This is a genomic window from Pandoraea apista, from assembly GCF_001465595.2.
Classification (GTDB): Bacteria; Pseudomonadota; Gammaproteobacteria; order Burkholderiales; family Burkholderiaceae; genus Pandoraea; species Pandoraea apista.
In genome coordinates this window covers 3393290-3419897 of record NZ_CP013481.2, presented here as the reverse complement: position 1 = coordinate 3419897, position 26608 = coordinate 3393290, and the positions used below count along the sequence as shown (strand labels likewise).

At 60.8% G+C, this 26608-nt stretch carries 25 protein-coding genes and 1 tRNA gene; 20 read left to right on the top strand and 6 right to left on the bottom strand.

Annotation, left to right across the window (positions count from 1 at the left end):
• Window positions 1-30: 30 nt before the first annotated feature.
• Both AT395_RS15580 and AT395_RS15575 read right to left on the bottom strand, forming a co-directional pair.
• Complete coding sequence (locus AT395_RS15580) at window positions 31-846, bottom strand: alpha/beta fold hydrolase (RefSeq protein WP_058375215.1); 816 nt, start codon at window positions 844-846, stop codon at window positions 31-33.
• Window positions 843-2150, bottom strand: coding sequence for an O-acetylhomoserine aminocarboxypropyltransferase (locus AT395_RS15575; RefSeq protein ID WP_048629710.1), 1308 nt, complete (start codon window positions 2148-2150; stop codon window positions 843-845). Before AT395_RS15575 ends, AT395_RS15580 begins: the two co-directional genes overlap by 4 nt.
• A gap of 400 nt (window positions 2151-2550) precedes the next feature.
• Here AT395_RS15575 and AT395_RS15570 point away from each other — a divergent pair, with 400 nt between their 5' ends.
• The 3 genes from AT395_RS15570 (at window position 2551) to aroC (ending at window position 6202) form a co-directional block, all read left to right on the top strand.
• Window positions 2551-3006 (top strand): CBS domain-containing protein, encoded by a 456-nt coding sequence (locus AT395_RS15570; protein WP_042116496.1) that lies wholly within the window; start codon window positions 2551-2553, stop codon window positions 3004-3006.
• Window positions 3003-4922 carry an MFS transporter gene (locus tag AT395_RS15565; RefSeq protein WP_048629709.1) on the top strand — a complete coding sequence of 640 codons (1920 nt, stop codon included), beginning with the start codon at window positions 3003-3005 and terminating at the stop codon, window positions 4920-4922. The genes AT395_RS15570 and AT395_RS15565 overlap by 4 nt, the downstream gene beginning before the upstream one ends.
• A gap of 176 nt (window positions 4923-5098) precedes the next feature.
• Window positions 5099-6202 (top strand): chorismate synthase, encoded by a 1104-nt coding sequence (aroC, locus tag AT395_RS15560; RefSeq protein ID WP_042116493.1) that lies wholly within the window; start codon window positions 5099-5101, stop codon window positions 6200-6202.
• A gap of 94 nt (window positions 6203-6296) precedes the next feature.
• On the opposite strand, the gene AT395_RS15555 is transcribed toward aroC, so the two are convergent.
• Both AT395_RS15555 and AT395_RS15550 read right to left on the bottom strand, forming a co-directional pair.
• Window positions 6297-6614, bottom strand: a complete 318-nt coding sequence (locus tag AT395_RS15555) for an MliC family protein (RefSeq protein WP_082164869.1) — start codon at window positions 6612-6614, stop codon at window positions 6297-6299.
• Between the two features lie 123 nt (window positions 6615-6737).
• Window positions 6738-8408, bottom strand: a complete 1671-nt coding sequence (locus tag AT395_RS15550; protein ID WP_048629707.1) for an electron transfer flavoprotein-ubiquinone oxidoreductase — start codon at window positions 8406-8408, stop codon at window positions 6738-6740.
• A 177-nt stretch (window positions 8409-8585) separates the two neighbouring features.
• Between AT395_RS15550 and AT395_RS15545 the strand changes: the two genes are divergently transcribed.
• The 3 genes from AT395_RS15545 to AT395_RS15535 all read left to right on the top strand — a co-directional run bounded on the left by AT395_RS15545 (window position 8586) and on the right by AT395_RS15535 (window position 11206).
• Window positions 8586-9362 (top strand): SDR family oxidoreductase, encoded by a 777-nt coding sequence (locus AT395_RS15545; RefSeq protein WP_042116489.1) that lies wholly within the window; start codon window positions 8586-8588, stop codon window positions 9360-9362.
• A gap of 181 nt (window positions 9363-9543) precedes the next feature.
• On the top strand, window positions 9544-10608 hold the full coding sequence (locus tag AT395_RS15540; RefSeq protein WP_042116488.1) for a DctP family TRAP transporter solute-binding subunit: 1065 nt from the start codon (window positions 9544-9546) through the stop codon (window positions 10606-10608).
• A gap of 214 nt (window positions 10609-10822) precedes the next feature.
• On the top strand, window positions 10823-11206 hold the full coding sequence (locus AT395_RS15535) for an acyl-CoA thioesterase (RefSeq protein ID WP_042116487.1): 384 nt from the start codon (window positions 10823-10825) through the stop codon (window positions 11204-11206).
• Between the two features lie 72 nt (window positions 11207-11278).
• On the opposite strand, the gene AT395_RS15530 is transcribed toward AT395_RS15535, so the two are convergent.
• On the bottom strand, window positions 11279-11824 hold the full coding sequence (locus AT395_RS15530; RefSeq protein ID WP_042116486.1) for a PAS and helix-turn-helix domain-containing protein: 546 nt from the start codon (window positions 11822-11824) through the stop codon (window positions 11279-11281).
• 231 nt (window positions 11825-12055) lie between these two features.
• Between AT395_RS15530 and AT395_RS15525 the strand changes: the two genes are divergently transcribed.
• Window positions 12056-12754 carry a CoA transferase subunit A gene (locus tag AT395_RS15525; RefSeq protein WP_010806057.1) on the top strand — a complete coding sequence of 233 codons (699 nt, stop codon included), beginning with the start codon at window positions 12056-12058 and terminating at the stop codon, window positions 12752-12754.
• Window positions 12755-12777: 23 nt separating this feature from the next.
• Window positions 12778-13416, top strand: a complete 639-nt coding sequence (locus AT395_RS15520) for a CoA transferase subunit B (protein ID WP_042116485.1) — start codon at window positions 12778-12780, stop codon at window positions 13414-13416.
• Between the two features lie 224 nt (window positions 13417-13640).
• Here the strand turns inward: AT395_RS15520 and AT395_RS15515 are convergent, their stop codons facing one another.
• Window positions 13641-14432, bottom strand: a complete 792-nt coding sequence (locus AT395_RS15515) for a 3-hydroxybutyrate dehydrogenase (protein WP_048629706.1) — start codon at window positions 14430-14432, stop codon at window positions 13641-13643.
• 163 nt (window positions 14433-14595) lie between these two features.
• On the opposite strand from AT395_RS15515, the gene AT395_RS15510 reads away from it, so the two are divergent.
• The 12 genes from AT395_RS15510 (at window position 14596) to AT395_RS15455 (ending at window position 26574) form a co-directional block, all read left to right on the top strand.
• The gene (locus AT395_RS15510) at window positions 14596-15474 is read left to right on the top strand and encodes an alpha/beta fold hydrolase (protein WP_048629705.1); all 879 of its coding nucleotides are present in this window, start codon (window positions 14596-14598) and stop codon (window positions 15472-15474) included.
• A gap of 66 nt (window positions 15475-15540) precedes the next feature.
• The gene (locus AT395_RS15505; RefSeq protein ID WP_042116480.1) at window positions 15541-15897 is read left to right on the top strand and encodes a RidA family protein; all 357 of its coding nucleotides are present in this window, start codon (window positions 15541-15543) and stop codon (window positions 15895-15897) included.
• A gap of 47 nt (window positions 15898-15944) precedes the next feature.
• On the top strand, window positions 15945-18242 hold the full coding sequence (locus AT395_RS15500) for a RelA/SpoT family protein (RefSeq protein WP_224787447.1): 2298 nt from the start codon (window positions 15945-15947) through the stop codon (window positions 18240-18242).
• 160 nt (window positions 18243-18402) lie between these two features.
• Window positions 18403-18479 (top strand) — tRNA-Val (locus AT395_RS15495).
• Between the two features lie 239 nt (window positions 18480-18718).
• On the top strand, window positions 18719-20626 hold the full coding sequence (gene thrS, locus AT395_RS15490) for a threonine--tRNA ligase (protein WP_042116478.1): 1908 nt from the start codon (window positions 18719-18721) through the stop codon (window positions 20624-20626).
• Window positions 20627-20678: 52 nt separating this feature from the next.
• Window positions 20679-21197, top strand: coding sequence for a translation initiation factor IF-3 (infC, locus tag AT395_RS15485; RefSeq protein ID WP_072632847.1), 519 nt, complete (start codon window positions 20679-20681; stop codon window positions 21195-21197).
• Window positions 21198-21373: 176 nt separating this feature from the next.
• Window positions 21374-21571, top strand: a complete 198-nt coding sequence (gene rpmI, locus AT395_RS15480; protein WP_010806049.1) for a 50S ribosomal protein L35 — start codon at window positions 21374-21376, stop codon at window positions 21569-21571.
• Between the two features lie 25 nt (window positions 21572-21596).
• Window positions 21597-21956 (top strand): 50S ribosomal protein L20, encoded by a 360-nt coding sequence (gene rplT, locus AT395_RS15475; protein WP_010806048.1) that lies wholly within the window; start codon window positions 21597-21599, stop codon window positions 21954-21956.
• A gap of 152 nt (window positions 21957-22108) precedes the next feature.
• Window positions 22109-23122, top strand: coding sequence for a phenylalanine--tRNA ligase subunit alpha (gene pheS / locus AT395_RS15470; protein WP_042116476.1), 1014 nt, complete (start codon window positions 22109-22111; stop codon window positions 23120-23122).
• Window positions 23123-23207: 85 nt separating this feature from the next.
• Entirely contained in the window at window positions 23208-25646 is a 2439-nt protein-coding gene (gene pheT, locus AT395_RS15465) for a phenylalanine--tRNA ligase subunit beta (protein WP_048629704.1), read from the top strand.
• 63 nt (window positions 25647-25709) lie between these two features.
• Complete coding sequence (locus AT395_RS15460; protein ID WP_039374116.1) at window positions 25710-26102, top strand: integration host factor subunit alpha; 393 nt, start codon at window positions 25710-25712, stop codon at window positions 26100-26102.
• 79 nt (window positions 26103-26181) lie between these two features.
• On the top strand, window positions 26182-26574 hold the full coding sequence (locus tag AT395_RS15455) for a MerR family transcriptional regulator (protein ID WP_042116471.1): 393 nt from the start codon (window positions 26182-26184) through the stop codon (window positions 26572-26574).
• Window positions 26575-26608: the final 34 nt, after the last annotated feature.

Here is a 26608-nt window from a genome sequence, read left to right as displayed (position 1 = left end):
CAAACCTCCTCGTTAGCGAAGGTGACGCGCTCAGTGTCGCATGAATTTTACGAGGGCATCGAGCAGGGCGTCCGGCTGCTCCGTCATGATCGCGTGCCCGGCCGCCACGACCTCCACCGCCACCGGTGCACCGGCTGCACACAGCGCATCGAGCAGCGCTTGCGCTGCGCGCGGCGGTGTCATCTGGTCGCGCTGCCCCAGCACCGCGAGCACCGGACATTTGACACGGGCGGCGGCTTCCATCCCCTGACCGTAGCCGTTGCACGCCTCGAAGTCGGTCAGAAACACCTTGGCGGGATTGCGCTGTGACACCCGTTCCATCAACCGTTGATTGCCGCCCCAAGTCCAGAATCCCGGGCCGGGCGCGGACGGCTTTGCGGCGAGTGTGCTGTGCGACCACGCGTTGACGAGAGCGATGGCCTCGGGCTCGCGCTCGGCTGCCGCGTCGAGCAGCACATCGGAGACCGTCATCGGGTAAGCGGTGCCCACCAGCGCGATGCGCGTCACGCGCTCCGGATGGCGTGCCGCGGCATCGAGCGCAATCAGTGACCCCATGCTGTGCCCGACCCAGGCGGCATTAGGGAGCCCGGCCGCGTCGAGTACGGCCACTACACAGTCGGCCATTGCGCCAATGGTTTTCAAGGGGGCGCCCGTGCTGCGATGGTGGCCCGGCAGATCCAGCGCGAGCACGTTCATGCCGTGATGGGCGAGGTATCGGCTCTGCAATCCCCACACGCTGTGGTCGTGTTGCGCGCCGTGCAAAAAAACGACCGTCGGCTGCCCGGGGTCGATCGACTTGCCGGCGGTGTAGGCGTAGATGTTGTGGCCTGCGATATCGAAATTCATCGGGCTTGTCCCTTGGACGAGGTTTTGACTGCCGCTTTGAGGCCGCGCTTGAGATCCTGGATCAGGTCGTCGGGGTCTTCCAATCCGATCGACAGGCGCACGGTACCCTCCCCGATGCCGGCGGCTGCGAGTGCAGCAGCGTCCATGCGGAAATGGGTTGTGGACGCCGGATGAATGACGAGCGAGCGCGCATCCCCCACGTTGGCCAAATGGGAGAAGAGTTGTAACGACTCGATGAAACGGCGTCCTGCTGCGCGGTCCCCGTTCAAATTGAAGCTGAAGACGGCACCCGCACCACGCGGCAGCAGGCGTTTGGCCAGTGCGTAATCAGGATGTGACGGCAACTCGGGGTAAGCCACGCTCGCCACAGCCTCATGCCCAGCGAGAAACTCCACCACTCGACGGGCATTGTCGACGTGCCGCGCCATGCGCAGCGGCAGCGTTTCAATGCCTTGCAGCAGTTGCCATGCCGCCTGTGGGTGCAGGCATGCGCCAAAGTCCCGCAAGCCCTCGCGCCGAGCACGCAACAAGAACGGTGCGACGGAATTCTCTTCCGCGAAGACCATGCCGTGGAAGCCGTCGTACGGCTCGGTCATTTCGGGGAATTTGCCGCTTTTCTCAAAATCGAACGTACCGCCGTCGACCAGAATGCCGCCGATGGTCGTGCCGTGACCACCGAGGAACTTGGTCGCGGAGTGATAAACGAGGTCGGCACCATGATCGAACGGCCGGATGAGCCACGGTGTCGTGAATGTGCTGTCGACCAGCAATGGCACACCGGCCTCATGCGCGATCTGGGAAACCTGGGGAATATCGAGAACGTCGAGCCCTGGGTTGCCAAGCGTCTCGCCGAAGAACAGCCGGGTCTCGGGGCGCACGGCGGCGCGCCAGCCATCCAGATCGCCCGGGCGGACGAACGTGGTCTCGATGCCGAAACGACGCAGTGTGTAATGCAGCAGATTGTGCGAGCCGCCATACAACGCACTCGACGCCACGATGTGGGAGCCCGCCCCCATCAGGGTGGCAATGGCGAGATGGAGCGCAGCCTGACCGCTTGCCGTCGAGATCGCGCCGGCGCCATTTTCCAGCGCGGCCATGCGCTCTTCGAAGACGGCATTGGTCGGATTGGAAATACGCGAATAGACATGCCCGGCGCGCTCCATGTTGAAGAGCGCGGCGGCCTGATCCGCATCGGAGAAGACGAACGACGTGGTCTGATAGATCGGGGTGGCGCGCGCGCCCGTGACGGGGTCGGGGGCGGCCCCGGCGTGCAGGGCGAGTGTGTCGAAGTGCGGTACTGACATGTCGGAGAAGGCCTCGCGGTTGGCTGGACGTTGACTTGACGTTGACTCGTGATGCGGACTTTACGTATACGGCAATCCTAGCACCACCTTCGTGCGCAACGACAGGCTTTGCAAGTGTCATCAGGGAAATTGCGGTGTTGTCCGATACGAGAGGCACGGCAATGTCCGAGCGCTCGCCAGGAATCGGCCGAAAACCCGCGTCATACGGACATGTGCGTGTCTTGCGCCTTTCCTTTTCAGGCGCTTTCCGATAGCATCCTTTGAAGATGTTCTAATAACTATTCCGCGGAGACAACGGCGTGCGCGCCAGTGTTCCGTCTCGCAAGCCGAAGTCTGGCAATACGTTTGGCGGCAGCGTTCCGCCACGGTTGCCCGAGCAACACGAAGAGGAGTGTGTGCCATGCGTGTGTCTGACATTCTGAAAGTAAAGGGCAACACCCTTTTCACCGTGACCCCGGAGACGTCGCTGGCCGATGCCGTCGATACGATGGCGCAACACGACATCGGGTCGCTCGTTGTGATGGAATACGGTGACCTCGTGGGCATGCTCACGTTCCGTGAAATCATCAACACGATCAGCAAGAACGGCGGTACCGTGGGCGGTTCCACGATTCGCAAGGTGATGGACGATCATCCGCTCACTTGCACGCCGGAGACGGATGTGAACGAAGTGCGTCGCATGATGCTCGAGCGTCACGCACGCTATCTGCCGGTCATGGATAACCGCACGCTCATGGGCGTGATTTCCTTCTACGATGTGGCACGCGCAGTCGTTGAGGAGCAATCCTTCGAAAACCGCATGCTCAAGGCCTATATTCGCGATTGGCCGGCCGAGGAAGCGGAAAGCGCGAAGTGAGTGAGCCCAGCCAGCGCGGGGCACGCGGCGAGGGCCATCAATCACGTCTGCTGAAGGAACGGCGCTTCGCGCCGTTCTTCTGGACGCAGTTTCTGGGCGCGATGAACGACAACGTGTTCAAGATTGCGTTCACGTCGCTTGTCACCTACCACGCATCGCTTTTTCAGAACGTCGACGGCAAGACGGCGGCGTTTCTGATCTCGGCTATCTTCATTGCGCCGTTTCTCCTGTTTTCTGCGACGAGTGGCCAGATTGCCGACAAGTGGGACAAGGCACGTCTGATCCGCTTCGTCAAATCGCTGGAGATTGCCATCATGGCCGTCGGTGCGGCCGGCTTCATCTGGACGAGTGCGCCCTTGCTCTTCGTCTGCACGTTTTTGATGGGGCTGCACTCCACGTTATTCGGACCGGTGAAGTACGCGTATCTTCCACAGCATCTCGCTAATCACGAGCTGGTGGGAGGTAACGGCCTCGTGGAAATGGGCACGTTCGTGGCGATTCTGATCGGCACGATCGTTGGTGGCGAAATTGCCGGCGCGGGGGCGGGGTCATTGCCGTGGCTGGGGGGCGTTTGCCTCGGGCTGGCGTTGTTAGGGCGATGGGTGTCGACGTGGGTGCCGCAAACGCCTGCGGCCCAGCCAGATCTGCGTATCAACTGGAATCCGTTCACCGAGACGTGGAGGAACTTGCGGATTGCGCGCACCGATCGCGCGGTTTTCCAAAGCCTGCTCGGTATCTCCTGGCTCTGGTTTCTCGGGGCGACCTTCCTCGCGTCGTTCTTCAACTTCGCGCATGATGTCCTAAGGGCCGACCCGGACGTTGTCACGCTGTTACTCGCCATGTTCTCCATCGGCATCGGTGTCGGCTCGCTGCTGTGCGAGCGGCTCTCGTCCGGCAAGGTGGAGATCGGGCTGGTGCCATTCGGCTCGATCGGCATGACGGTGTTCGCCGTCGATCTGTATTTTGCCAGCCGGGGCGGCGTCGGCGGCGCGGCTCTCCAGACGGTCGGGCAATTCGTCTCGCAACCGGCCCATTGGCGAATTCTTGCGGATCTGTTCCTGCTGGCAATGTTTGGCGGTTTTTACAGCGTGCCGTTGTATGCCTTGATTCAGAGTCGCAGCAAACCGTCGCATCGCGCCCGCATCATTGCGGCGAACAATATTCTCAATGCGTTGTTCATGGTCGTGTCCGCGCTCATGGCGATGGCGCTCACGAGAGCCGGGTTGACCATCGACCAGTTGTATCTCGTGACCGGTATTCTCAATGCGCTTGTCGCGGTGTACCTCTACACATTGCTACCGGAATTTCTGATTCGCTTCGTGATGTGGTTGCTGTTGCATACCATCTATCGCATCGATGTCAAAGGGGCCGCCCAGATTCCGGATGAGGGACCGTGCGTGCTGGTCTGCAATCACGTGAGCTTTGCCGATGCGGTAGTTATCGGCGCGTCGGTTCGGCGCCCGGTTCGGTTCGTGATGGACCACCGAATTTTTCGTATCCCCATGCTGTCGTGGTTCTTTCGAACGGTCGGTGCGATTCCGATTGCGCCTGCGCATGAAGATGCAGCAGGACTCAACAAGGCCTACGAGCAGATTGCACAGGCGTTGGCGGCGGGCGAGGTTGTCTGCATTTTCCCCGAGGGGAAACTTACGGCGTCTGGCGATGTGCAGGCATTTCGTCAGGGGGTGCAACGCATTATCGAGCGTAGTCCGGTGCCGGTCGTGCCGATGGCGCTGCGCGGGCTATGGGGGAGTTTTTTCTCCCGGCATGGCGGCGCGGCAATGACGCGTCCGTTCAAGCGCGGCATTCTGAATCGACTGGAGCTTGTCATCGGTGAGCCTGTGGCACCCGCCCAGGCGACACCGGAGGCGCTGCGCGACAAGGTGCTCAAGCTTCGCGGCCCGTGGCCGGTCTGAGGGGCGCTGAGAGAAGCACGGCGCATTGATCGGATGTCTCCGAAGCATGGCCCGAACGGCGCCCAAAATGCTGTGATTCGGACGTTTGACGTCAGGGTATGCCGTACAGCCCGGCGCGGTGCGACGGGATCGCTGGCATAATAGGGCCTTCCCGTCTCACCCGAACCTGATCCCGTATGTCTGGCAATACGCTTGGAACCCTGTTTACCGTCACCACTTTCGGCGAATCTCATGGCCCGGCAATCGGCTGCGTCATTGATGGCTGTCCGCCGGGAATGGCGCTCACGGAAGCCGACATTCAGGTGGAGCTGGATCGCCGCCGTCCCGGCACGTCACGTCATGTGACGCAGCGAAACGAGCCGGACGCCGTCGAGATCCTCTCCGGGGTGTTCGAAGGGGTAACGACCGGCACGCCGATTGCGCTGCTTATCCGCAATACCGATCAGCGCAGCAAAGATTACGGCAACATTGTTCAGACATTCCGTCCCGGACATGCCGACTACACCTACCTGCAAAAGTACGGCGTTCGCGATTATCGCGGCGGCGGTCGCTCGTCGGCTCGCCTGACGGCGCCGGTCGTGGCTGCCGGTGCCGTCGCCAAGAAGTGGTTGGCCGAACGATACGGCGTGCAGGTGCGCGGCTGCATGACGCAATTGGGTGACGTGGAGATCCCGCAGACCGATTGGTCGCAGGTATCGCAGAACCCGTTTTTTGCGGCCAACGCGGAAGTGGTTCCGCAACTTGAAGCCTATATGGACGATCTTCGCAAGGCCGGAGATTCCGTCGGTGCCAAGTTGCGCGTTGTGGCGACGGGGGTGCCGGTGGGGCTGGGCGAGCCGCTGTTCGATCGTCTGGACGCAGACATTGCTCACGCGATGATGGGGCTGAACGCGGTCAAGGGCGTGGAGATTGGGGCAGGTTTTCGCAGCGTCACGCAAAAGGGCTCGGAGCATGGCGACGAACTGACCCCGGAAGGCTTTGTCGGGAACAACGCAGGCGGCATTCTGGGCGGCATTTCTACGGGGCAGGACATCGACGTTTCGATCGCGATCAAACCGACGTCGAGCATCCGTACGCCGCGCCGCTCGATCGATATCGAGGGGCAACCGTCGACGGTGGAGACTTTCGGCCGTCATGACCCCTGCGTGGGGATCCGCGCAACGCCGATTGCCGAAGCGTTGCTGGCGCTTGTGTTGATCGATCATGCATTGCGCCACCGCGCCCAGTGCGGCGACGTGCAGGTGAATACACCTGTCATCGCGGCACGCGCGCCGAAGTGAATAGGCTGGACTAACGAGAAGCGCGGTTCGCGCCGCGCACGGTCAGTTGCAGAAGCGAAAAACGCCAGACGAATTGTCTGGCGTTTTTTTCGTCCTATTCCTTGCATTGCGTGATGGGACGTTCATCCCTGGCCGTGTAGAGCGTGCCTTCCGGCCCTTTGCTCCACCAGACGAGCGTGGGGCCGACATGCTTTTCTCCGCTTGCCGCTCGTGCCGGCCTGAGAATTTCGCGCTTGCCCATCCAGTACAGCGTGACATTGCCGCCGAGGTTATGGTCGTCATAAACGACCAGCGCGACGTGCGAGTTGTCACACAAATAAGACACCGACTTCGCCTGTACTGCGCCGCAGGTGAGCACGAGGGTGCCTGCGAGGACGGCACCCGACATCCATACGGAAGTTCTCGGCATCATGACTCCTTCGTTGGCGTTGATGCAACATCGATATGACGGCGGTTCGGCGGGCAGGTTGCAGAACGGCGCATCGCAGACGGCATGCAAACAAAAACCGCCGGACGAACCGGCGGCAGTGCGACATTACATGTTCGGGTAGTTCGGCCCGCCACCGCCTTCCGGCGTAACCCACACGATATTCTGCGTCGGATCCTTGATGTCGCATGTTTTGCAATGCACGCAGTTCTGCGCGTTGATTTGCAGACGTTCAGAATCGTCGTCGTTCTTCACGAATTCGTACACCCCCGCCGGGCAATAGCGCTGTTCCGGGCCCGCGTATTCCGCCAGATTGATGCCGACCGGCACGCTCGGGTCCTTCAGCGTCAAGTGGGCCGGCTGGTTCTCTTCGTGATTGGTGTTCGAGATGAAAACCGACGACAGACGGTCGAACGTGAGCTTGCCATCCGGCTTCGGATAAACGATCGGCTGGCATTGCGCGGCCGGCAACAGACTTTCGTGATCGGCCTTTTTGCGGTGGATCGTCCACGGCATTTTCCCGCCCAGCAGTTTCTGTTCAATGCCGGTCATGAGCGTGGCGACGGTCAGGCCCTTCTTGAACCACTGCTTGAAGTTACGTGCCTTGTTCAGCTCTTCGCGCAGCCACGATTGCTCGAACGCAGCCGGATACGCGGTGAGTTCGTCACGCTGACGCTCGGCGCTCAGTGCATCGAAGGCGGCATCGGCTGCCATCATGCCGCTCTTGATGGCGGCGTGACTGCCCTTAATGCGGCTCACGTTGAGGAAGCCGGCTTCGCAGCCGACAAGCGCGCCACCCTTGAACACGAGCTTTGGCAACGCCAGCAGCCCGCCCGCCGTAATCGCGCGTGCGCCATAGGAGAGGCGCTTGCCGCCTTCGAGGAAGTGACGGATCGACGGATGCGTCTTGTAACGTTGAAACTCTTCGAACGGCGACAGATACGGATTGCTGTAATCCAGACCGACGATGAATCCCACGGCGACCTGATGGTTCGGCAGGTGATAGAGAAATGAGCCGCCGTAGGTTTGCGAGTTGAGCGGCCAACCTGCCGTGTGGATCACAAGGCCTTCCTTGTGCTTGGCCGGATCGATTTCCCACAATTCCTTGATGCCCAGACCGTAAGCCTGCGGATCGCGACCCTCATCGAGGTTGAACTTGCGCATCAACTGGCGGCCGAGGCTGCCGCGTGCGCCCTCCGAGAAGATCGTGTATTTGGCGTGCAGTTCCATACCGAGCTGGAAGTTCTCGGTCGGCTCGCCGTCTTTGCCGACACCCATATTGCCGGTCGCCACGCCCATGACCGCGCCGTTGTCGTCGTACAGGATCTCGGCGGCGGGGAAGCCCGGGAAGATCTCCACGCCCAGCGCTTCGGCCTGCTGGCCGAGCCAGCGCACGACGTTGCCCAGGCTGATAACGTAATTGCCATGATTCTGGAAGCAGGCCGGCAGCAGCCAGGACGGGGTGGCGGTCGCGCCCGTCTCGTTCAGGAACAGGAAACGATCTTCCACGACGGGGGTGTCGAGCGGCGCACCGAGTTCCTTCCAGTTGGGAATGAGTTCGGTCAGCGCGCGCGGGTCCATGACGGCACCCGACAGGATATGAGCACCGATTTCCGAGCCTTTTTCCAGTACGCAGACGGAAATTTCCTTGCCGGCTTCCTGCGCACGTTGCTTCAAACGGATAGCCGTGGACAGGCCGGCCGGACCGCCGCCAACAATGACGACGTCATATTCCATCGACTCCCTCGGGCCGTACTGCTCAAGCAGCTTGGGATCCATTGATGCTCCTGTTATAAACGTTAGAATTCGTGGGTGCGGTCATTTTCCGGGAATGGGGAACACCTCGCAACCGCATATTAATAGCACGATCGTTCGGTTTGGTAGGTAGGAAGCTCTAGCGGCGGGCCTTGCGGCGATGCCGTTTATCAACAGGTGTGGGGCTAGAGGGAGACGACGATGGGGCGTTCGCTGAATCTGGAAGGCAAAGTGGCAATGGTGACGGGAGCGTCGAGCGGGCTCGGCATGCAGTTTGCCAAGGTGCTCGCCCAGGCCGGGGCGAAGGTCGTGCTCGCCAGCCGCCGCGTGGAGCGGCTCAAGGAGTTGAGGGCGGAGATCGAGTCGCAGGGCGGGGCGGCACACGTTGTGCCGCTTGACGTGACTGACTACGACAGCATTCGCTCTGGCGTTGCCCACGCCGAGACCGAGGCGGGCGCCATCGACATTCTCATCAATAACTCGGGGGTTTCGGCGCAGCAACGGCTGGTCGATGTCACGCCTCAGGAATACGACTACGTTCTCGGTACGAATACTCGGGGTACCTTTTTCGTGGCGCAGGAAGTCGCCAAGCGCATGATCCGGCGTGCAAAGGGGGATCCGCAGCGTCAGCACCGGATCATTAACGTGGCGTCGGTGGCGGGGCAGCGTGCGATTTCCATGCTCGGCGTGTATTGCGTCAGCAAGGCCGCTGTCATTCATATGACGCGCGCGATGGCACTGGAATGGGGGCGCTACAACATCAATGTGAACGCGCTGTGTCCCGGCTATATCGACACCGAAATCAATCACGAACATTGGCAGACCGAGGCAGGTCGCAAGTTGATTCAGATGTTGCCGCGTCAGCGGGTGGGCGAGCCGAGCGATCTCGACGGATTGATTCTGCTTCTGGCCTCGGACGATTCCAGATTTATCAACGGCTCGATCATGACCGTTGATGACGGTCTGGCGGTTGGGTGACCCTTATCACAGGGCTTCTGCCCTAATGATCCGGGCGATTGGGCAGGCCTTGTGCAATGCGGCAATCGGGGATTGTCCGAGGCAGTCAGCCTCGTGAGCACAAGCGCATAATTTGCCGATGCTCACGGGGTCGCGAAAGGCGTCGCGCTGACGTCGGATCCCGAATCATCTTGAGGACAACATGCGTAATCAAGGCTGGCGGGGGCTCATCGGAGTCGCGCTTGCCCTCGCCGTCACCGCGCTGCCTGCGGCCGCGCAACCCTATAAGGCCGAATACTCGCTGTCGATCGTGCCGGATGCCGGCACTCCGTGGGGCAAAGGCACACAGCTCTGGGCCGACATTGTGCGCGAGCGCACTCGCGGGCGCATCAACATACGGCTGCACCCGGGCGCGACGCTCGTGGGTGGCGATCAGACGCGTGAGTTCACGGCATTGCGTCAGGGCGTGATCGACATGGCGGTCGGCTCGACGATCAACTGGTCTTCGGCGATCCCCGAATTCAATGTGTTCTCGCTGCCCTTCCTGCTGCGCGGCTACCGGTCGCTCGACGCGCTCACGCAAGGCGACGTGGGGCGCGAGTTGTTCCGCCGTGTGGAGGAACAGGGGGTTGTGCCGCTCGCGTGGGGGGAGAACGGATTCCGGCAACTGAGTAATTCGCGGCGCCCGATTCGGGCGCCCGAAGACATGCGTGGATTGCGTTTCCGCGTTGTCGGGTCATTGCTCTTCAACGACATCTTCACGGCGCTGGGTGCGGTGCCGGCGCAGATGACGTGGAACGAAGCGATGCGGGCGATACGCACGCGCAAAATCGATGGTCAGGAAAATCCGATCACGATTTATAACAACGTAAGACTCGATACGTTGGGGCAGCGTTACGTCACGGTATGGGATTACGTGGCCGATCCTATCGTATTCGTGGTCAACCGGCAGGTCTGGGACAGTTGGTCGCCGCAGGACCGAGACATTGTTCGCGAGGCGGCGATGGAGGCTGCACGCTTCGAGGTAACGCTGGCGCGAGAAGACCTTCTGAGCACCGGGCGCGGAACCCTAGAAGATCTGGAGGCGCGCGGCGTTAAGGTCACGCGGCTTACGCCGGATCAGCGTCAACGCTTCGTCGACGCGACGCGTGCCGTCTATACGAAATGGAAAACGCTCGTCGGGCGCGATCTGGTCGAAAAGGCGGAAGCGGCGGTGAAAGACGACACGCCGATCAACAAGCCGCACGACGTGAGCGTGCGCAGATAATGGCAGGTGGCGCTGTTTCGGAAATGTCCGAGGCAGCCCCCTCACGTCATTCCGAAATGGCTGCGGGTCCCGGAAAATCGCCGCGTGATGCCGCACGCCCACCTGTCCGAAGCGCTACACTTTATTCCCATGACGCCCTGTCATTGCACGACGGGGCGTCGATTTTCAACATGGGGAATTTGCAGTGTCGTCAGAATACAAAGAAGTCTTTCGTATGAGCATGCCCATTCGCTGGGGCGATATGGATGCATTCGGGCATGTCAACAATACCGTGTACTTCCGGTACATGGAGCAAGTGCGTATCTCCTGGCTTGAATCCCTGAACATTGCGTCGGAAGAGAGTTCGACGGGGGAGGGGCCAGTCATCATCAATGCGAACATGACGTTCCTGCGTCAGTTGCGCTATCCGGGCGATATCGATTGCCGCATGTTCGTGGGCGCACCGGGGCGTAGTAGTGTCGATACGCGTTTCGAGTTGCGCCGCGCAGATACGCCTGACGTAGTCGTTGCCGAAGGCGGTGCGAAGATCGTCTGGGTGAATTACAAGGAGGAGAAATCCGTGCCGTTGCCGGAAGCCGTGCGGGCGTTGATGACTTGAGATCGCCTTCGGGGCCTGGCGAGGCAGGACGAGGCGCATTGCCCGCGCCGCGCATACCTGCCTGCAAGCGGATCAGTTTCCGAGCAACCGCTGAACGAGTTCCGTGGCTGTGCCGGCGCCATACTTCTGCATCAGACGTGCGCGATAGATATCGACGGTGCGCGGGCTGATCTCGAGAATCTTGCCGATCTGCTTGCTGGTCTTGCCCTGCACGAGCTGTGCTGCGATTTCGCGTTCACGTGCGGTCAGGGCTACGGCGACGCGGCGCGTGGCCGACATGTCTTCGAAGGTCCAGAGCCCGGCGGCATGGGGGTCCTGTACGTCGAGCGAACGCCCCGTCACGTGGCACCAGAACAGCTCGCCATTTGCACGGCGCATGATGCGCTCGTCGGCGTAGACCCCTTGGGTGCTCATGATCGGGGGAATGCGCTCGCCAATGCGCTCGAACTCCTTCGGCGACGGGTAGAGCACCTGAAATGACTGGCCGATGAGGGTTTCGTGGTCGTAGCCGAAGATCTTGCCGAGCTGACGATTGCAGTCTTCGATGATGCGCTGGCGGGAAATGACCAAGCCGACTGGCGCGATGTGGAAAGCTGTCTGGTAGTCGAACGTCGGCATGGGGGCAGTGCGGGTCCGGTCAGGCCGCGTGCCGGTGCAGCGCGGCGGTGGCTGCGGCTCGGTGCGCGGGAAGATATGTAATTTCACGTATTGTGCCCCATTTGCACGCCACCGTAAGCTCTATGATTGCATGAGGTGTGTTGTCCCGGCGATGGGCGGGGTAACACAAGCCTCGCAACGCGTGAGAGCGCGGCATAATTTCAATTCTCAACCGAGGGAAAGGGACAAACGATGAACAAGGTATACGCCAGCGCCAAGGAGGCGCTTGCCGGTGTCGTCGCAGACGGGCAAACGCTCGCTGTCGGCGGCTTCGGCCTGTGTGGCATTCCGGAGGCCCTGATCGCCGCGCTGCGCGACTCGGGGGTCAAGGGGCTCACCTGCATCAGCAATAATGCCGGGGTGGATGGCTTCGGTCTGGGTCTGCTGCTCGAGACGCGTCAGATCAAAAAGATGATTTCCTCGTACGTTGGCGAGAACAAGGAATTCGAGCGCCAGTATCTGGCCGGTGAACTCGAACTCGAATTCACGCCACAAGGCACGCTGGCCGAAAAGCTGCGCGCTGGTGGTGCCGGCATTCCGGCGTTCTTCACGAAGACCGGTGTGGGTACCGTGGTTGCCGAAGGCAAGGAAACGCGCGAGTTCGACGGCGAGACCTACGTCATGGAGCGCTCGCTTCGTGCCGACGTCGCACTCGTGAAGGCTGCCAAGGCCGATCGCGCCGGTAACCTTGTGTTCAATCGCACTGCGCGTAATTTCAACCCGATGGCCGCCATGGCCGGCAAGATCACGATCGTCGAAGTCGAAGAGCTGGTCGATACCGGTTCGATCGATCCGGACGACGTGCATCTGCCCGGTATCTTCGTTCAGCGTATCGTGCTGAACGCGCATCCGGAAAAACGCATCGAACAGCGCACGGTACGTGCCAAGTAAGCGCCGAGATCAAGGAGATAACCATGGCATGGAATCGTGATGAAATGGCTGCGCGCGCGGCGCGCGAGCTGGAAGACGGCTTTTACGTGAACCTCGGTATCGGGTTGCCCACGCTGGTGGCGAACCATGTGCCGGCAGGTATGGAAGTCTGGCTGCAATCGGAGAATGGCCTGCTCGGGATCGGCCCGTTTCCGACGGAAGACGAAGTCGATGCCGACATGATCAACGCGGGCAAGCAGACGGTCACAACGCTGCCGGGCTCGTCGATCTTCTCATCGGCGGATTCGTTCGCAATGATCCGCGGCGGCCACATCAATCTGGCGATCCTCGGCGCAATGCAAGTCAGTGAGAAAGGCGACCTCGCGAACTGGATGATTCCTGGCAAGATGATCAAGGGCATGGGCGGCGCGATGGACCTCGTTGCTGGCGTGGGCCGTGTGGTCGTGCTCATGGAGCACGTGGCCAAGGGCGACGCCCATAAGATCTTGAAAGCCTGCGATCTGCCGCTCACAGGCGTTGGCGTGGTCAATCGCATCATCACCGATCTCGGTGTGATCGATGTGACGCCGGATGGTCTGAAAGTTGTCGAGCTGGCACCGGGTGTGACGAAGGAAGAAATTTCGCAGAAGACCGGGGCGCCGCTCGATACGAGCGCCGTTTGAGGCTTAAGTGATGTGTCGGCCGTCCCTGCGACACGCTCGCGGGAGGCGTCTGACGCGCAGTGTTGCTGAGGGTTGCCGTGGCCGTTGAACCCGGTGACCGGTGGAAGGCAAAACGGGCGGGGAATTTCCCCGCCCGTTTTGTTTTCATGACGTCAGCAGCGCCAGCAAGTCGTGTCCGGCGCTTACGTTCGGGCTTTCACCGTGCGCCGCAGGCTTGGCATTGATTATTGCGCGACCCAGCCGCCGTCCATGTTCCATGCCACACCGCGGACTTGTGCGCCGGCATCGCTGCAAAGAAAAACGGCCAGCGCGCCGAGTTGCTCCGGTGTCACGAATTCGCCCGAAGGTTGCTTTTCACCCAACAGCGAACGTTTTGCTTCGTCGCCGGAAAGACGCTCGCGTGCAGCGCGGTCGTCGATTTGTTTCTGCACGAGCGGTGTGAGCACGAAGCCCGGGCAGATCGCGTTGGCCGTGACACCCGTTTGCGCGTTTTCCAGCGCGGTGACTTTCGTCAGGCCGACAATGCCGTGTTTGGCTGCAACATATGCCGACTTGCCCGCCGAACCGACAAGTCCGTGGACCGAGGCGATGTTGATGATCCGTCCCCAGTTGCGCTGGCGCATGCCGGGCAAGGCGAGTCGCGTGGTGTGAAACGCCGACGTCAGGTTGATTGCGATGATCGCGTCCCATTTGTCCGTCGGAAAATCCTGAATTTCGGCAACGTGCTGAATGCCCGCGTTGTTGACCAGAATGTCGACGCCGCCGAATGTCGACTCGGCGTATTGCATCATCGCTTCGATTTCGCTGGCACGACTCATGTCGGCACCGTGATAGCCAACCTGTGTGCCGGTGTGACCTGCTTTGGCCGCAGCATATGCAATGGCCTTGCGAGCCGCATCGGCGTCGCCGAAGCCGTTCGTGATGAGCGTGGCTCCCTGTGCCGCCAGCGCCTGTGCCATGCCTAAACCGATACCGCTGGTCGAGCCGGTCACGAGGGCGATTTTTCCTTTCAGCATTGCATCGTCTCCGTGCGGATGAAGGGTGGGGGATTTGCCCCGTGTCGACGAGCGCGCCCGCGAATTGCGGTCTGATGCGGCTCATGAGTCGCCTCATTCTAGCGTACGGTTCCGGACAAGCGCGGTAGAATTCGGGTCTGGAAACCGATCCGATGAGTCTGCCATGTCGAGCCACGTGCCGCGTCTGTCGAACGTTCAGTGTCTGAGTCCCTCCGGTTTGCATCGAATGGCGTACACGGAGTGGGGCGACCCCGAAAACTCACGGGTGCTGGTGTGCGTGCACGGACTCACCCGGTGCGGGCGCGATTTTGACGCGCTGGCGAAGACACTCGCGAACGACTACCGTGTGGTGTGTCCTGATGTGGTTGGGCGCGGGCAATCGTCATGGTTGGCGAATCCGGCGGGCTACGTCGTGCCGCAGTACGTCTCGGATATGGTGACGTTGATCGCACGGCTCGGCGTTTCGTCGGTGGATTGGTTCGGCACGTCGATGGGCGGTTTGATCGGCATGGGACTGGCTGGTCTGCCGGATACGCCGATTCGCAGCTTGCTGCTCAACGATGTAGGGCCGCATATCGACGCCTCGGCATTGGCGCGCATCGGTCAATACGTAGGGATTCCGAAGCGATTTTCCTCGATGGACGAGGCGGCGGACTACCTCTGGTCGATCTCTTCGGCGTTCGGGCCGCATACGCGCGAGGAGTGGCTTGCGCTGTGCGAGCCACTGCTCAAGACCGAAGGCGATGGCTACGTATTGCGCTACGATCCTTCTATCGGAGCGGCCTTTACGGCGGCTTCGCCCGAGGCCATCGCCGCAGGCGAAGCGGTACTTTGGGCGTCGCTCTCGGCGTTTTCCGGTCGCACGCTGGTGGTGCGCGGTGAGGAATCGGATCTGCTGTCGCGAGCGACCATGGAACAAATGTTGGCGCACGCGCAACACGCGCGCGCCGTGGAAATCGCCGGTGTGGGACACGCGCCGACGTTTGTGCATGCAGATCAGATCGAGATCGCACGCCGATTTTTTGACGGATATGCCGATTGACGCTTGCCGGATGGCAGGGTGCGGTGGGCGAGTCCGAAGTTAGCAGAACACGAGGAGTCTTACATCATGGCAGTACAACGTTTCTACGTCGAAAAGCGCTGGTCGGACATGGCGGTGCATAACGGCACGGTTTATCTCGCCGGCCAGACGCCCGACGACCGCTCGCAGGACATGGCGGGTCAAACGCGTCAGGTACTCGCGCATATCGACCGTCTGCTCGCGGAAGCGAACAGCGACAAGACGCTGATTCTGTCGTGTCAGATCTTCATTTCCGACATGAAGTATTTTGGTGAGATGAATCAAGTGTGGGACGAGTGGGTGCCTGCTGGCAATGCGCCCCCGCGCGCCACGGTGCAGGCGTTGCTCGCCGACCCTGCCATGCTCGTTGAAATCGTGGTCGTGGCGGCTCAGCGCGAAAGCTGAGTCCCCGACCCGCATCATCAGGGGCGCTGGTCGCCCCGTGTTCCGACATGAACCAACATCAAGCACCGACATCCGCAGGGACTCATTCGACAACGGCGCCCGGTGCTGCGAATTCGCCAACGGGTGGAGGCGAGACGCCACTGCCCGCTACGCTTGGCGATGCCCTCGCGTTTGCCGAGAAGTTGTGCGCGGACCATGTGCTCTCGTCCGGTGAGCCGATCATGGCGCATGCGCGCGGCATGCTCGCAATTCTCGACACGCTGCGCGTGGACGAGGCGACCCATCAGGCAGCGGCGTTGTTCTCGGCGGCCGAGTTTCTGCCGGACCCACAAGCCACGCTGACCCAGACCTTTGGCGCCGAAGTGGCCACGCTCGTGATCGACGTGCGCAAGCTGCAACGGCTCTCCGGCGCGGGCTCGCGCGCCGCGCAGGCCATGCCGTCCGATGGGCGTGATCGCGACGCGTCGGCTGAGCGCAAGTCGCAGGTCGAAGGGTTGCGCAAGATGCTGCTCGCGTTTGCGCAGGACATTCGCGTGGTGATGATCCGGCTGGCGTCGCGTCTTCAATCGCTGCGCTGGTATGCGGCAGAAAAGAAGGCGCCGCCCGAGGACATGCCGCACGATGTACTCGAGATCTACGCGCCGCTCGCGAATCGTCTGGGGATCTGGCAACTGAAGTGGGAACTCGAAGATCTCGCGTTCCGCTTCCTCGAACCGGTCACGTACAAGCAGATCGCGAAACTGCTCGAAGAGAAGCGGGTCGAGCGGCAGACCTTCATCGAAGGAGCCATTCAGCGCTTGCAGGACGAATTGGCCCGTGCGGGCGTCAAGGCCGAGGTGTCGGGGCGGCCGAAGCACATCTACAGCATCTGGAAAAAGATGCGCGGCAAGGCTGTCGATTTCGCCGAGCTGTACGATGTGCGAGCGTTCCGTGTCATCGTCGACGACATCAAGGATTGCTACACGGTGCTGGGCATTGTCCATAACTTGTGGCAACCGATTCCGAAAGAATTCGACGACTACATTTCGCGCCCGAAGCCCAACGGTTACAAGTCGCTGCACACCGTGGTGATCGGTGACGACGGACGGGCGTTCGAAGTGCAGATTCGCACGCACGAAATGCATCACTTCGCCGAGTATGGCATTGCAGCCCACTGGCGCTATAAGGAAGCCGGGCAGCGCGGTTACGGCGGTGCGTTTTCGGCGAACGAGGCCTACGACGAAAAGATCGCGTGGTTGCGTCAGTTGCTGGCGTGGAAAGACGACGTTGCGGATACGGTGGGCGCAGAAGGTGCCGTGCAGCCGTGGGAGCAACTCAAACGCGCGACCATCGACGACCATATTTACGTGCTGACGCCGCAGGCCCGCGTGATTTCGTTGCCGCAGGGGGCGACGCCGGTAGATTTTGCTTATCACCTGCACTCGGAGCTGGGCCACCGCTGCCGTGGCGCCCGTGTCGACGGTGCAATGGTGCCGCTCAATACGCCGTTGCAGAACGGGCAGACGGTCGAGATCGTGACGGTCAAGCAGGGTGGTCCGTCGCGCGATTGGCTCAATTCACAGTTGGGGTATTTGCAGAGCCATCGGGCGCGTCAGAAGGTGCGCCAGTGGTTCAATGCCATCGACCTCGAAGAGACGATTGCCCACGGACGCACGCTCATCGACAAGACGTTGCAGCGCGAAGGCAAGACGTCGGTCAATCTGGAGGAACTGGCGACTCGCCTGGGATTCCGGACGCCGGACGATCTCTACGCGTCCATCGCCAAGGATGAGTTCAGTCTGCGGCATGTCGAGCAGGCGCTTTCGGGCAATTTGCCGGGGCCGGAGCCTCGTGACGAGGATACACTCGTCGCGAAGAAGAGTCTCGACACGAGTGTCACTCAGGGGGCCAAGAGCGGGGTGCTGGTGGTCGGCGTCGGCGCGTTGCTCACGCAGTTGGCAAAGTGCTGCCGGCCGGCACCGCCGGACCCGATTGTGGGGTTCGTCACGCGGGGCAAGGGGGTATCGATCCACCGTCAGGATTGCGCGAGTTTCCAGTCCATGAAGGCCCGCTCGCCCGAACGGGTGATTCAGACCGCGTGGTCGGCGGACGTGCTCGAAGGGCGCGGCGTGGCAGCATATCCGGTGAACATTCAGATCGAGGCGACGGACCGTCAGGGATTGTTGCGCGATATCTCTGAAGTGTTCTCGCGCGAGAAGCTCAATGTCACGGGGGTTAGTACGCAGTCGCGTGGGACTCAGGCATTCATGCAGTTCACCGTGGAAGTGCGCGATGGCGGTCAGTTACAGCGGGCGCTTGCGCAACTCACCGGCGTGGCGGGCGTGGTGTCGTCGCGTCGACGGTAACCTGGGATTGGCGAGGTCGGCCGGCCAACATCGGGCGAGGTGAGGGCGCGCGCGGGGGGAATCCGCGCAAACGCCTTGTCTGATGCGGTTTTTCGTCGGCAGGCACAATAATCGCTTGGCGACCTGGCGAAACCTTGCTAGAATCTCGTTCTCTTGCAGTAGGCTCGTAGCTCAGCTGGTTAGAGCACCACCTTGACATGGTGGGGGTCGTTGGTTCGAGTCCAATCGAGCCTACCAACGAATTTAATGCATTACAGTCCGCGAGACCCCGCAGACACAGGCGCTGGAAAAATACTCATGTTCATGACCGCCCGAACTTTCACAGTGGTGAAGGTGCGACGTTAAGTCGAGGGTGTTTTTCGTCTGGATGCAAGGAATGAAGAGACGGCCTCGACGACAAGTCGAGGCCGTTTTTTTTCGTGGTTTTGCCGCGTGGCGTTGGCCGCGCGTGACGTTTTTGCGCATGGGAGTGCGACATGATTTCGGTACGTTTGCCTGACGGTTCGCAACGCCAGTACGAAGCGCCGCTGACGGTGGCGCAAGTCGCCGGTTCGATCGGCACGGGTCTGGCCAAGGCTGCCTTGGCGGGCCGTGTCGACGGCAAGCTCGTCGATACGTCTTATCTGATCGATCACGATGTGAGTCTCGCTATCGTGACGGACAAGGACGCCGATGGCCTGGACATCATTCGCCACTCGACCGCTCACTTGCTGGCATACGCCGTCAAGGAGCTGTTCCCCGAGGCGCAAGTCACGATCGGTCCGGTGATCGAGAACGGTTTTTACTACGACTTCTCGTTCCACCGCGCCTTTACGCCGGAAGATCTCGAGGCCATCGAGAAGAAGATGCACGAACTGGCCAAGAAAGATGAGCCGGTCACGCGCGAGGTGCTTTCGCGTGACGACGCTGTGCGTCTGTTCATGTCGATGGGCGAAAAGTACAAGGCGGAGATCATCGAGTCGATTCCGGCAACGGACGAAATCGGTCTGTACCGCGAAGGCAAGTTCGTCGACCTCTGCCGTGGCCCGCATGTGCCGTCCACGGGCAAGCTCAAAGTCTTCAAGCTGATGAAGGTCGCCGGTGCCTACTGGCGAGGCGACGCCAAGAACGAACAGCTTCAGCGCATCTATGGCACGGCGTGGACGAAGAAGGAAGATCAGGACGCGTACCTGCACATGCTTGAAGAGGCGGAGAAGCGCGACCACCGCAAGCTGGGCCGCGCGCTGGACTTCTTCCATATGCAGGAAGAGGCGCCGGGGCTTGTTTTCTGGCACCCGAAGGGCTGGACGCTCTGGCAGCAGGTCGAGCAATACATGCGCCGCGTCTATCGCAATAACGGCTACCAGGAAGTGAAGGGGCCCCAGATTCTCGACCGTTCGCTCTGGGAGAAGTCGGGCCACTGGGAGAATTACAAGGACAACATGTTCACGACGGAATCGGAGAACCGCGCTTACGCGCTCAAGCCGATGAACTGTCCGGGCCATGTCCTGATTTTCAACTCGGCGTTACACAGCTACCGTGATCTGCCGCTGCGTTACGGCGAGTTCGGTCAATGTCACCGTAACGAGCCGTCGGGCGGTTTGCACGGTCTGATGCGCGTGCGTGGCTTCACGCAAGATGACGGCCACATCTTCTGTACGGAAGACCAGATTCTCGATGAATGTGTGAACTACACGGCCTTGCTGCACGCTGTGTACAAGGATTTTGGCTTTACGGACATGATTTACAAGGTCGCCACGCGTCCTGAGCATCGTGTTGGATCGGATGAAAATTGGGATAAGGCCGAATTTGCGCTTATGGAATCCCTGCGCCGTTCGAACTGCGAATTCGTCATCGCCGAGGGCGATGGGGCGTTCTACGGTCCGAAAATCGAATACACGCTCAAGGACGCGCTTGGCCGACAGTGGCAATGTGGCACGATGCAGGTCGACTTTTCGATGCCGGAGCGTCTGGATGCCGAGTATGTGGCCGAAGATAACAGCCGCCGGCGACCGGTCATGCTCCATCGCGCGATCCTGGGGTCGCTCGAGCGTTTCATCGGCATTTTGATCGAGCACCATGCTGGTGCAATGCCCGTCTGGCTCGCGCCGGAACAGGTGATTGTGATGAATGTCTCCGAAAAAACGGCCGATTACGCTCAAGAAGTGACGAAAAAGTTGCAAGAACAAGGGCTTAGGGCTCGGAGCGATTTGCGCAATGAGAAAATTAGCTATAAAATACGCGAGCACTCCATGCAGAAAGTTCCCTATCTCGTTGTAGTGGGGGACAAGGAGCAGGAGGCGAATACGGTAGCCGTGCGTGCCCGTGGCGGCGTGGATCTGGGTGTGATGCCCGTTGATGCGCTCATCGAACGCCTTGCGCAGGATTGCGCAACGTTCCAATAACGCCTGTCGGACAGCGCGGCTAAATTTTTGACTTTTTTCGAGGATAAGCAACATCGCTACCGATAAGTCGCATCGCATTAACGGCGAAATTACAGCGCCTGAAGTGCGTCTCACCGGAGTCGACGGTGAGCAGCTTGGCATCATGAAACTTGCCGATGCTTTCCGTTTGTCCGAAGAGGCCGACGTTGATCTGGTGGAAATCGCGCCGCAAGCGCAGCCGCCGGTGTGCCGCCTGATGGATTACGGCAAGTTCAAGTATCAGGAACAGAAGAAAGCGCACGAGAACAAGCTCAAGCAGAAGGTTGTTCAGATCAAGGAAGTCAAATTCCGGCCTGGCACCGACGACGGCGACTACAACGTCAAGTTGCGCAATCTAAAGCGGTTCCTCGAAGATGGTGACAAGACCAAGATCACGCTGCGTTTCCGCGGTCGTGAGATGGCCCACCAGGAAATCGGCGCTCGTATGCTGGAACGTCTGAAGTCCGATCTCGAAGAGTTCGGCCAGCCGGAACAGATGCCGAAGATGGAAGGCCGTCAGATGATCATGGTCATCGCGCCGAAAAAGAAGTAATGCCGTGGCGGCGTCGAGTGACGCCGCCGGGTTGTAAGGAATTGCCGTCATCGCCCGTAAGGGCGTGACAGCGATGCAGGGTGCAGTCTGACCCTGAACACAAGTGGTCTCGGGTTCTACAAGGGGCGCGATTTTGGCGTCACACCTGTGATCATGTTAAAAACTCGGAGTTTTTCATGCCTAAGATGAAAACCAAGAGCGGTGCCAAGAAGCGCTTTCGCGTGCGTCCTGGCGGTACCGTTAAGCGTGGTCAGGCCTTCAAGCGTCACATTTTGACGAAGAAGACCACCAAGAATAAGCGTCACCTGCGCGGTGCCGTCGGCGTTCATGAGTCTGATCTGAACTCCGTACGCGCAATGCTGCCCTTCGCTTAAACCCCGACTTAGATAGGAGAGAAATATGCCTCGAGTCAAACGTGGGGTCACCGCACGGGCCCGCCATAAGAAAGTCATCGCAGCAGCCAAGGGTTTCCGCGGCCGCCGCAATAACGTCTTCCGCATCGCCAAGCAAGCGGTCATGCGCGCTGGGCAATACGCCTATCGCGATCGCCGCAACAAGAAGCGCGTGTTCCGCGCTTTGTGGATTGCGCGTATCAATGCAGGTGTGCGTCAGCACGGTATGACTTACAGCGTGTTCATCGCTGGTCTGAAGAAGGCCTCGATCGAACTCGACCGTAAGGTGCTGTCCGACATGGCCATCAACGACAAGCCGGCATTTGCCGCAATTGTCGCTCAGGTGAAAGCCGCCGTCGCAGCCTAAGCTGTAAATAGCGTATAGCGCGTTTTACCGCGCGCCATTCGCCAGGAGGGGGCTCTCATCGGAGCCCCCTTTTGTTTTTCGCATGCCTTGCCGCTCGCTTTTTTTGCTTGAACATGCGGCCATTCCGACCGCCTAACTTGAGTCTGTAGCATATGGATCTGGAACTTATCGTCAGCGATGCGCAGCGTGCGTTCGCCGCCGCTCCCGACGCCGCCGCGCTGGAAAACGAGAAAGCCCGCTTTCTCGGCAAGACCGGCCAACTGACCGAGTTGCTCAAGGGCCTCGGCAAGCTTGATCCTGAAGCGCGCAAGAGCGAAGGCGCACGGATCAATGCGGCCAAGCAACAGATCGAGGGCGCCTTGCAGGCGCGCCGCCAGGCGATGGCCGATGCGCTGCTCGATGCGCGCTTGTCCGCCGAGGCTATCGATGTCACGCTGCCCGGCCGAGGCCTGGGCGCTGGCAGTCTGCACCCCGTGCTCACTACTTGGGAGCGCGTTGAACAGATTTTCCGTTCCATTGGTTTTGACGTGGCCGACGGCCCGGAAATCGAAACCGATTGGTTCAATTTCACTGCGCTGAACAGCCCCGAGAACCATCCGGCGCGTTCGATGCAGGACACCTTCTATGTCGAAGGTAACGACGACGCGGGCAAGCCGCTGCTGCTGCGCACGCACACCAGCCCAATGCAGGTGCGTTACGCGCGCATGAACAAGCCGCCGATCAAGGTGATCGCCCCGGGCCGCACGTACCGCGTCGACTCCGACGCCACACATTCGCCGATGTTCCATCAGGTCGAGGGGCTTTGGATTGCCGAAGATATCAGCTTCGCCGATTTGAAAGGCGTGTACACCGATTTCCTGCGCAAGTTCTTTGAACGCGACGACATTCAGGTTCGTTTCCGCCCGTCGTACTTCCCGTTCACGGAGCCGTCCGCCGAAATCGACATGCAATTCGAAACCGGCAAGAACGCCGGTAAATGGCTGGAGATCTCGGGCTCGGGGCAGGTGCATCCGTCGGTGGTCCGCAATATGGGGCTCGACCCTGAGCGTTATATCGGCTTCGCCTTTGGTTCGGGACTTGAGCGCCTGACGATGCTGCGCTACGGCGTTCAGGATCTACGCCTGTTCTACGAGAACGACCTGCGCTTCCTGCGCCAATTCATGTAATCGAAGCCGATGCACCCGGGCTGGCGCGCGAAGCCGCTGCCACCGGGCCTCGGAAGTGAAGACTTAACTGCGAGCGAACTGATCCATGCAATTCTCTGAATCGTGGCTGCGTACCCTGGTCGACCCGGATTTGTCGACGGACGCGTTGGCGCATGCCCTGACGATGTCCGGGCTCGAAGTCGAGGAAACCAATCCCGTCGCCCCGCCATTTACGGGCGTGGTCGTGGCCAAGGTGCTCGAAGTCGCCCGTCATCCGGATGCCGATCGTCTGAATGTCTGTCAGGTCGACGCTGGCACCGGCGAGACGCTCACCATTGTGTGCGGCGCGCCGAACGTGGCGCCCGGCATCAAGGTGCCGTGTGCGACCGTGGGGGCGGCGTTGCCCCCGGCCGAAGCCGGCGGTGCGCCGTTCCAGATCAAGATCGGCAAGCTGCGTGGCGTGCAGAGTTTCGGCATGCTGTGTTCGGCGCGTGAGCTGAAGCTCTCGGAAGACCACGCCGGCCTGATGATCCTGCCGGACGATGCGCCGGTCGGTATTAATATCCGCGAGTATCTCGATCTGGACGACACGGTATTCGTCGTCAAGCTCACCCCGAACAAGGCCGATTGCCTGTCGTTGCTCGGTATCGCGCGCGAAGTCGCTGCGATCACCGGCGCACCGCTCAAGGATTTGCCGGGGCAGGGCGCTCAGGCCGCAACGATTGCCGACACGCTGCCGGTACGTATCAGTTCGCCGGAAGGCTGTGGACGTTTCGGTGGCCGCATCATCCGTGCGGTGAACGCTGCCGCACCGTCGCCGCGCTGGATGGTGGAGCGCCTTGAGCGCGCCGGTCAGCGCAGTATTTCGGCGCTGGTCGACATCACCAACTATGTGATGCTCGAACTGGGCCAGCCGCTGCACGTCTACGATCTCAACCGTCTGCAAGGCGGTATCGACGTGCGCTTCGGCCGGGCGGGCGAAACGCTCAAGTTGCTCAACGAACAGACTGTGACGCTCGATGAGAGCGTGCTCGCCATTACCGATGCCAGCGGCCCGATCGGCCTCGCCGGCATCATGGGCGGCGACTCGACCAAAGCGGGTCTGGAAACGCAGAATATCTTCCTCGAAGGTGCGTTCTTCTTCCCGCAGGCGATTCAGGGCCGTGCGCGAAAGTACAACTTCACCAGCGACGCCTCGCATCGTTTCGAGCGCGGCGTAGACTTTGCGGGGAACGTGCGTGCGCTTGAGCGCGCTACGCAACTGGTACTCGAGATCTGTGGCGGGCAGGCGGGTCCGCTGGAAGATCTGGTGGCGAAGTTGCCCGAGCGTCAGCCGGTGAAAATGCGCGTCGCACGTGCTATCAAGGTTCTGGGGGTGCCGGTCTCAGAGCAGGAAATGAGCGCCATCTTTACGCGTCTTGGCCTGCCGTTCACTTTGCGAGACGGCGTGTTTGAAGTCACGCCGCCCTCGTATCGTTTCGACATCGAGATCGAAGAAGATCTGATCGAAGAAATTGCACGCATTTACGGTTTCGATCGCATTCCGGCCAATCCGCCGGTGGCGGCGAGCGCTATGCGCCCGACGCAGGAAGGCCGTCGTTCGCAACACGCTGTGCGTCATGCCGTAGCGGCGCGCGACTATCATGAGACGGTCGGCTTCAGCTTCGTCGATGTTGAATGGGAAGCGGACTTTGCCGGCAACGACAATCCTATCAAGCTGCTTAATCCGATCGCCAGTCACCTTGCGGTGATGCGCTCGACGCTCATCGGCAGCCTGATCGCGACCACGCGCTACAACCTCAACCGGAAGGCATCACGCGTTCGCGTGTTCGAAATCGGCCGCACGTACCATCGTGATAACACCGTGGCTTCGGGCGAACTGAGCGTTGGCGGCTATCGTCAGCCGCTCACCTTGGCGGCGCTGGCTTACGGCCCGGTGCTCGAAGAGCAGTGGGGGGCTCCGGAGCGTCAGGTCGACTTCTTCGATGTGAAGGGCGATCTGGAGGCGTTGTTGTCGCCGCGTGCGGCGCGCTTCGTGAAGGCTGAGCACCCGGCGTTGCATCCGGGGCGCAGTGCGGCGATTGAAGTCGACGGCAAGCGTGTCGGTTTCATTGGCGAGCTGCATCCACGTTGGCAGCAAAAGTACGATCTGCCGCACGCACCGGTGCTGTTCGAGATCGAGGCGGAGGCGCTCTTCGTGCGCGACGTCGCGAGCTACGAGGACATCCCTAAGTTCCCCCCGGTGACGCGCGATATCGCCCTCGTGGTCGATCAGGCGCAGCCGGTACAGGGGCTGATCGATGCCATGCTGGCCGCGCGTGACGACGATCCGGCGTGCAGTGTGGTGCAGTCGATCCGGTTGTTCGACGAGTTCCGGCCGAAGGCGGGTGCGGCGTCGGGCTCGCTTGGCGCGCAGGACAAAAGCGTGGCGTTTCGTGTTACTCTGCAAGACCCCTCGGGTACGTTGCAAGACGAGACGGTCCAGGGCGCCATTAACGCACTGGTACAACGGGTAGAAGGGTTTGGCGCACGTTTGCGCGCCTGAAACTCAGTAAAAGATCCGGTTGCGAGTAGGTCATCGCACTGTCATCGCCATCGCGTGGGACGTATGAACGAAATGAATCCTGGTGAATTTGAAGCCATGCTTGCCGCGCAGCGTATCGCGCTGGGACGCAGCGAAGTGAACGAGGTCTCGACCGAGGCGCCGACGCTGACCAAGGCCGAACTGGCCGAGTTGCTGTTCGAGCACGTTGGTCTGAACAAGCGCGAAGCAAAGGATATGGTCGAGGCGTTTTTCGAATCGATCCGCGACGCGCTTGAGTCGGGCGACAGCGTCAAGCTGTCCGGCTTCGGTAATTTCCAGTTGCGCGACAAGCCGCAACGGCCAGGTCGTAATCCGAAGACCGGCGAGGCCATCCCGATTGCCGCGCGCCGCGTTGTCACCTTTCACGCCAGCCAGAAGTTCAAGTCGATCGTCGAATCTGGTGCTGTGAGCAAGTAAATCCCGGCCGCCGCATTCTGTGGCGGCCGTTGTTTTTTTATTCGCAATCTAACCGTCGTCCGATTCCGCTAACGCCGCGATGGATCACGTTGCCTTGCCACCGATTCCCGCCAAGCGTTACTTCACCATCGGTGAAGTGAGCGAGCTGTGTGGCGTCAAACCGCACGTGCTGCGCTATTGGGAGCAAGAGTTTACGCAACTGCGCCCGGTCAAACGGCGCGGTAACCGACGATACTACCAACACCACGAAGTCCTGCTGATCCGGCGTATCCGGGAACTGCTCTATGAGCAGGGCTTCACGATCAATGGCGCACGTAACCGCCTCGAAGCCGACACGCCGCGTGGCGTTCGCTCGGCCGGCGGTACTGCCGCTGAGGGCGTTATGCCGCCGGCGGCCGAAGCTGGTGCCGCGCTCGACGTCGGCGACCTGCGCCGCCGTCTCGAATCCCTCCTCGATCTGCTCAAGTCCTGAGTCTGTAGTCGCGTCGATGCCCGACGCGTCTGCC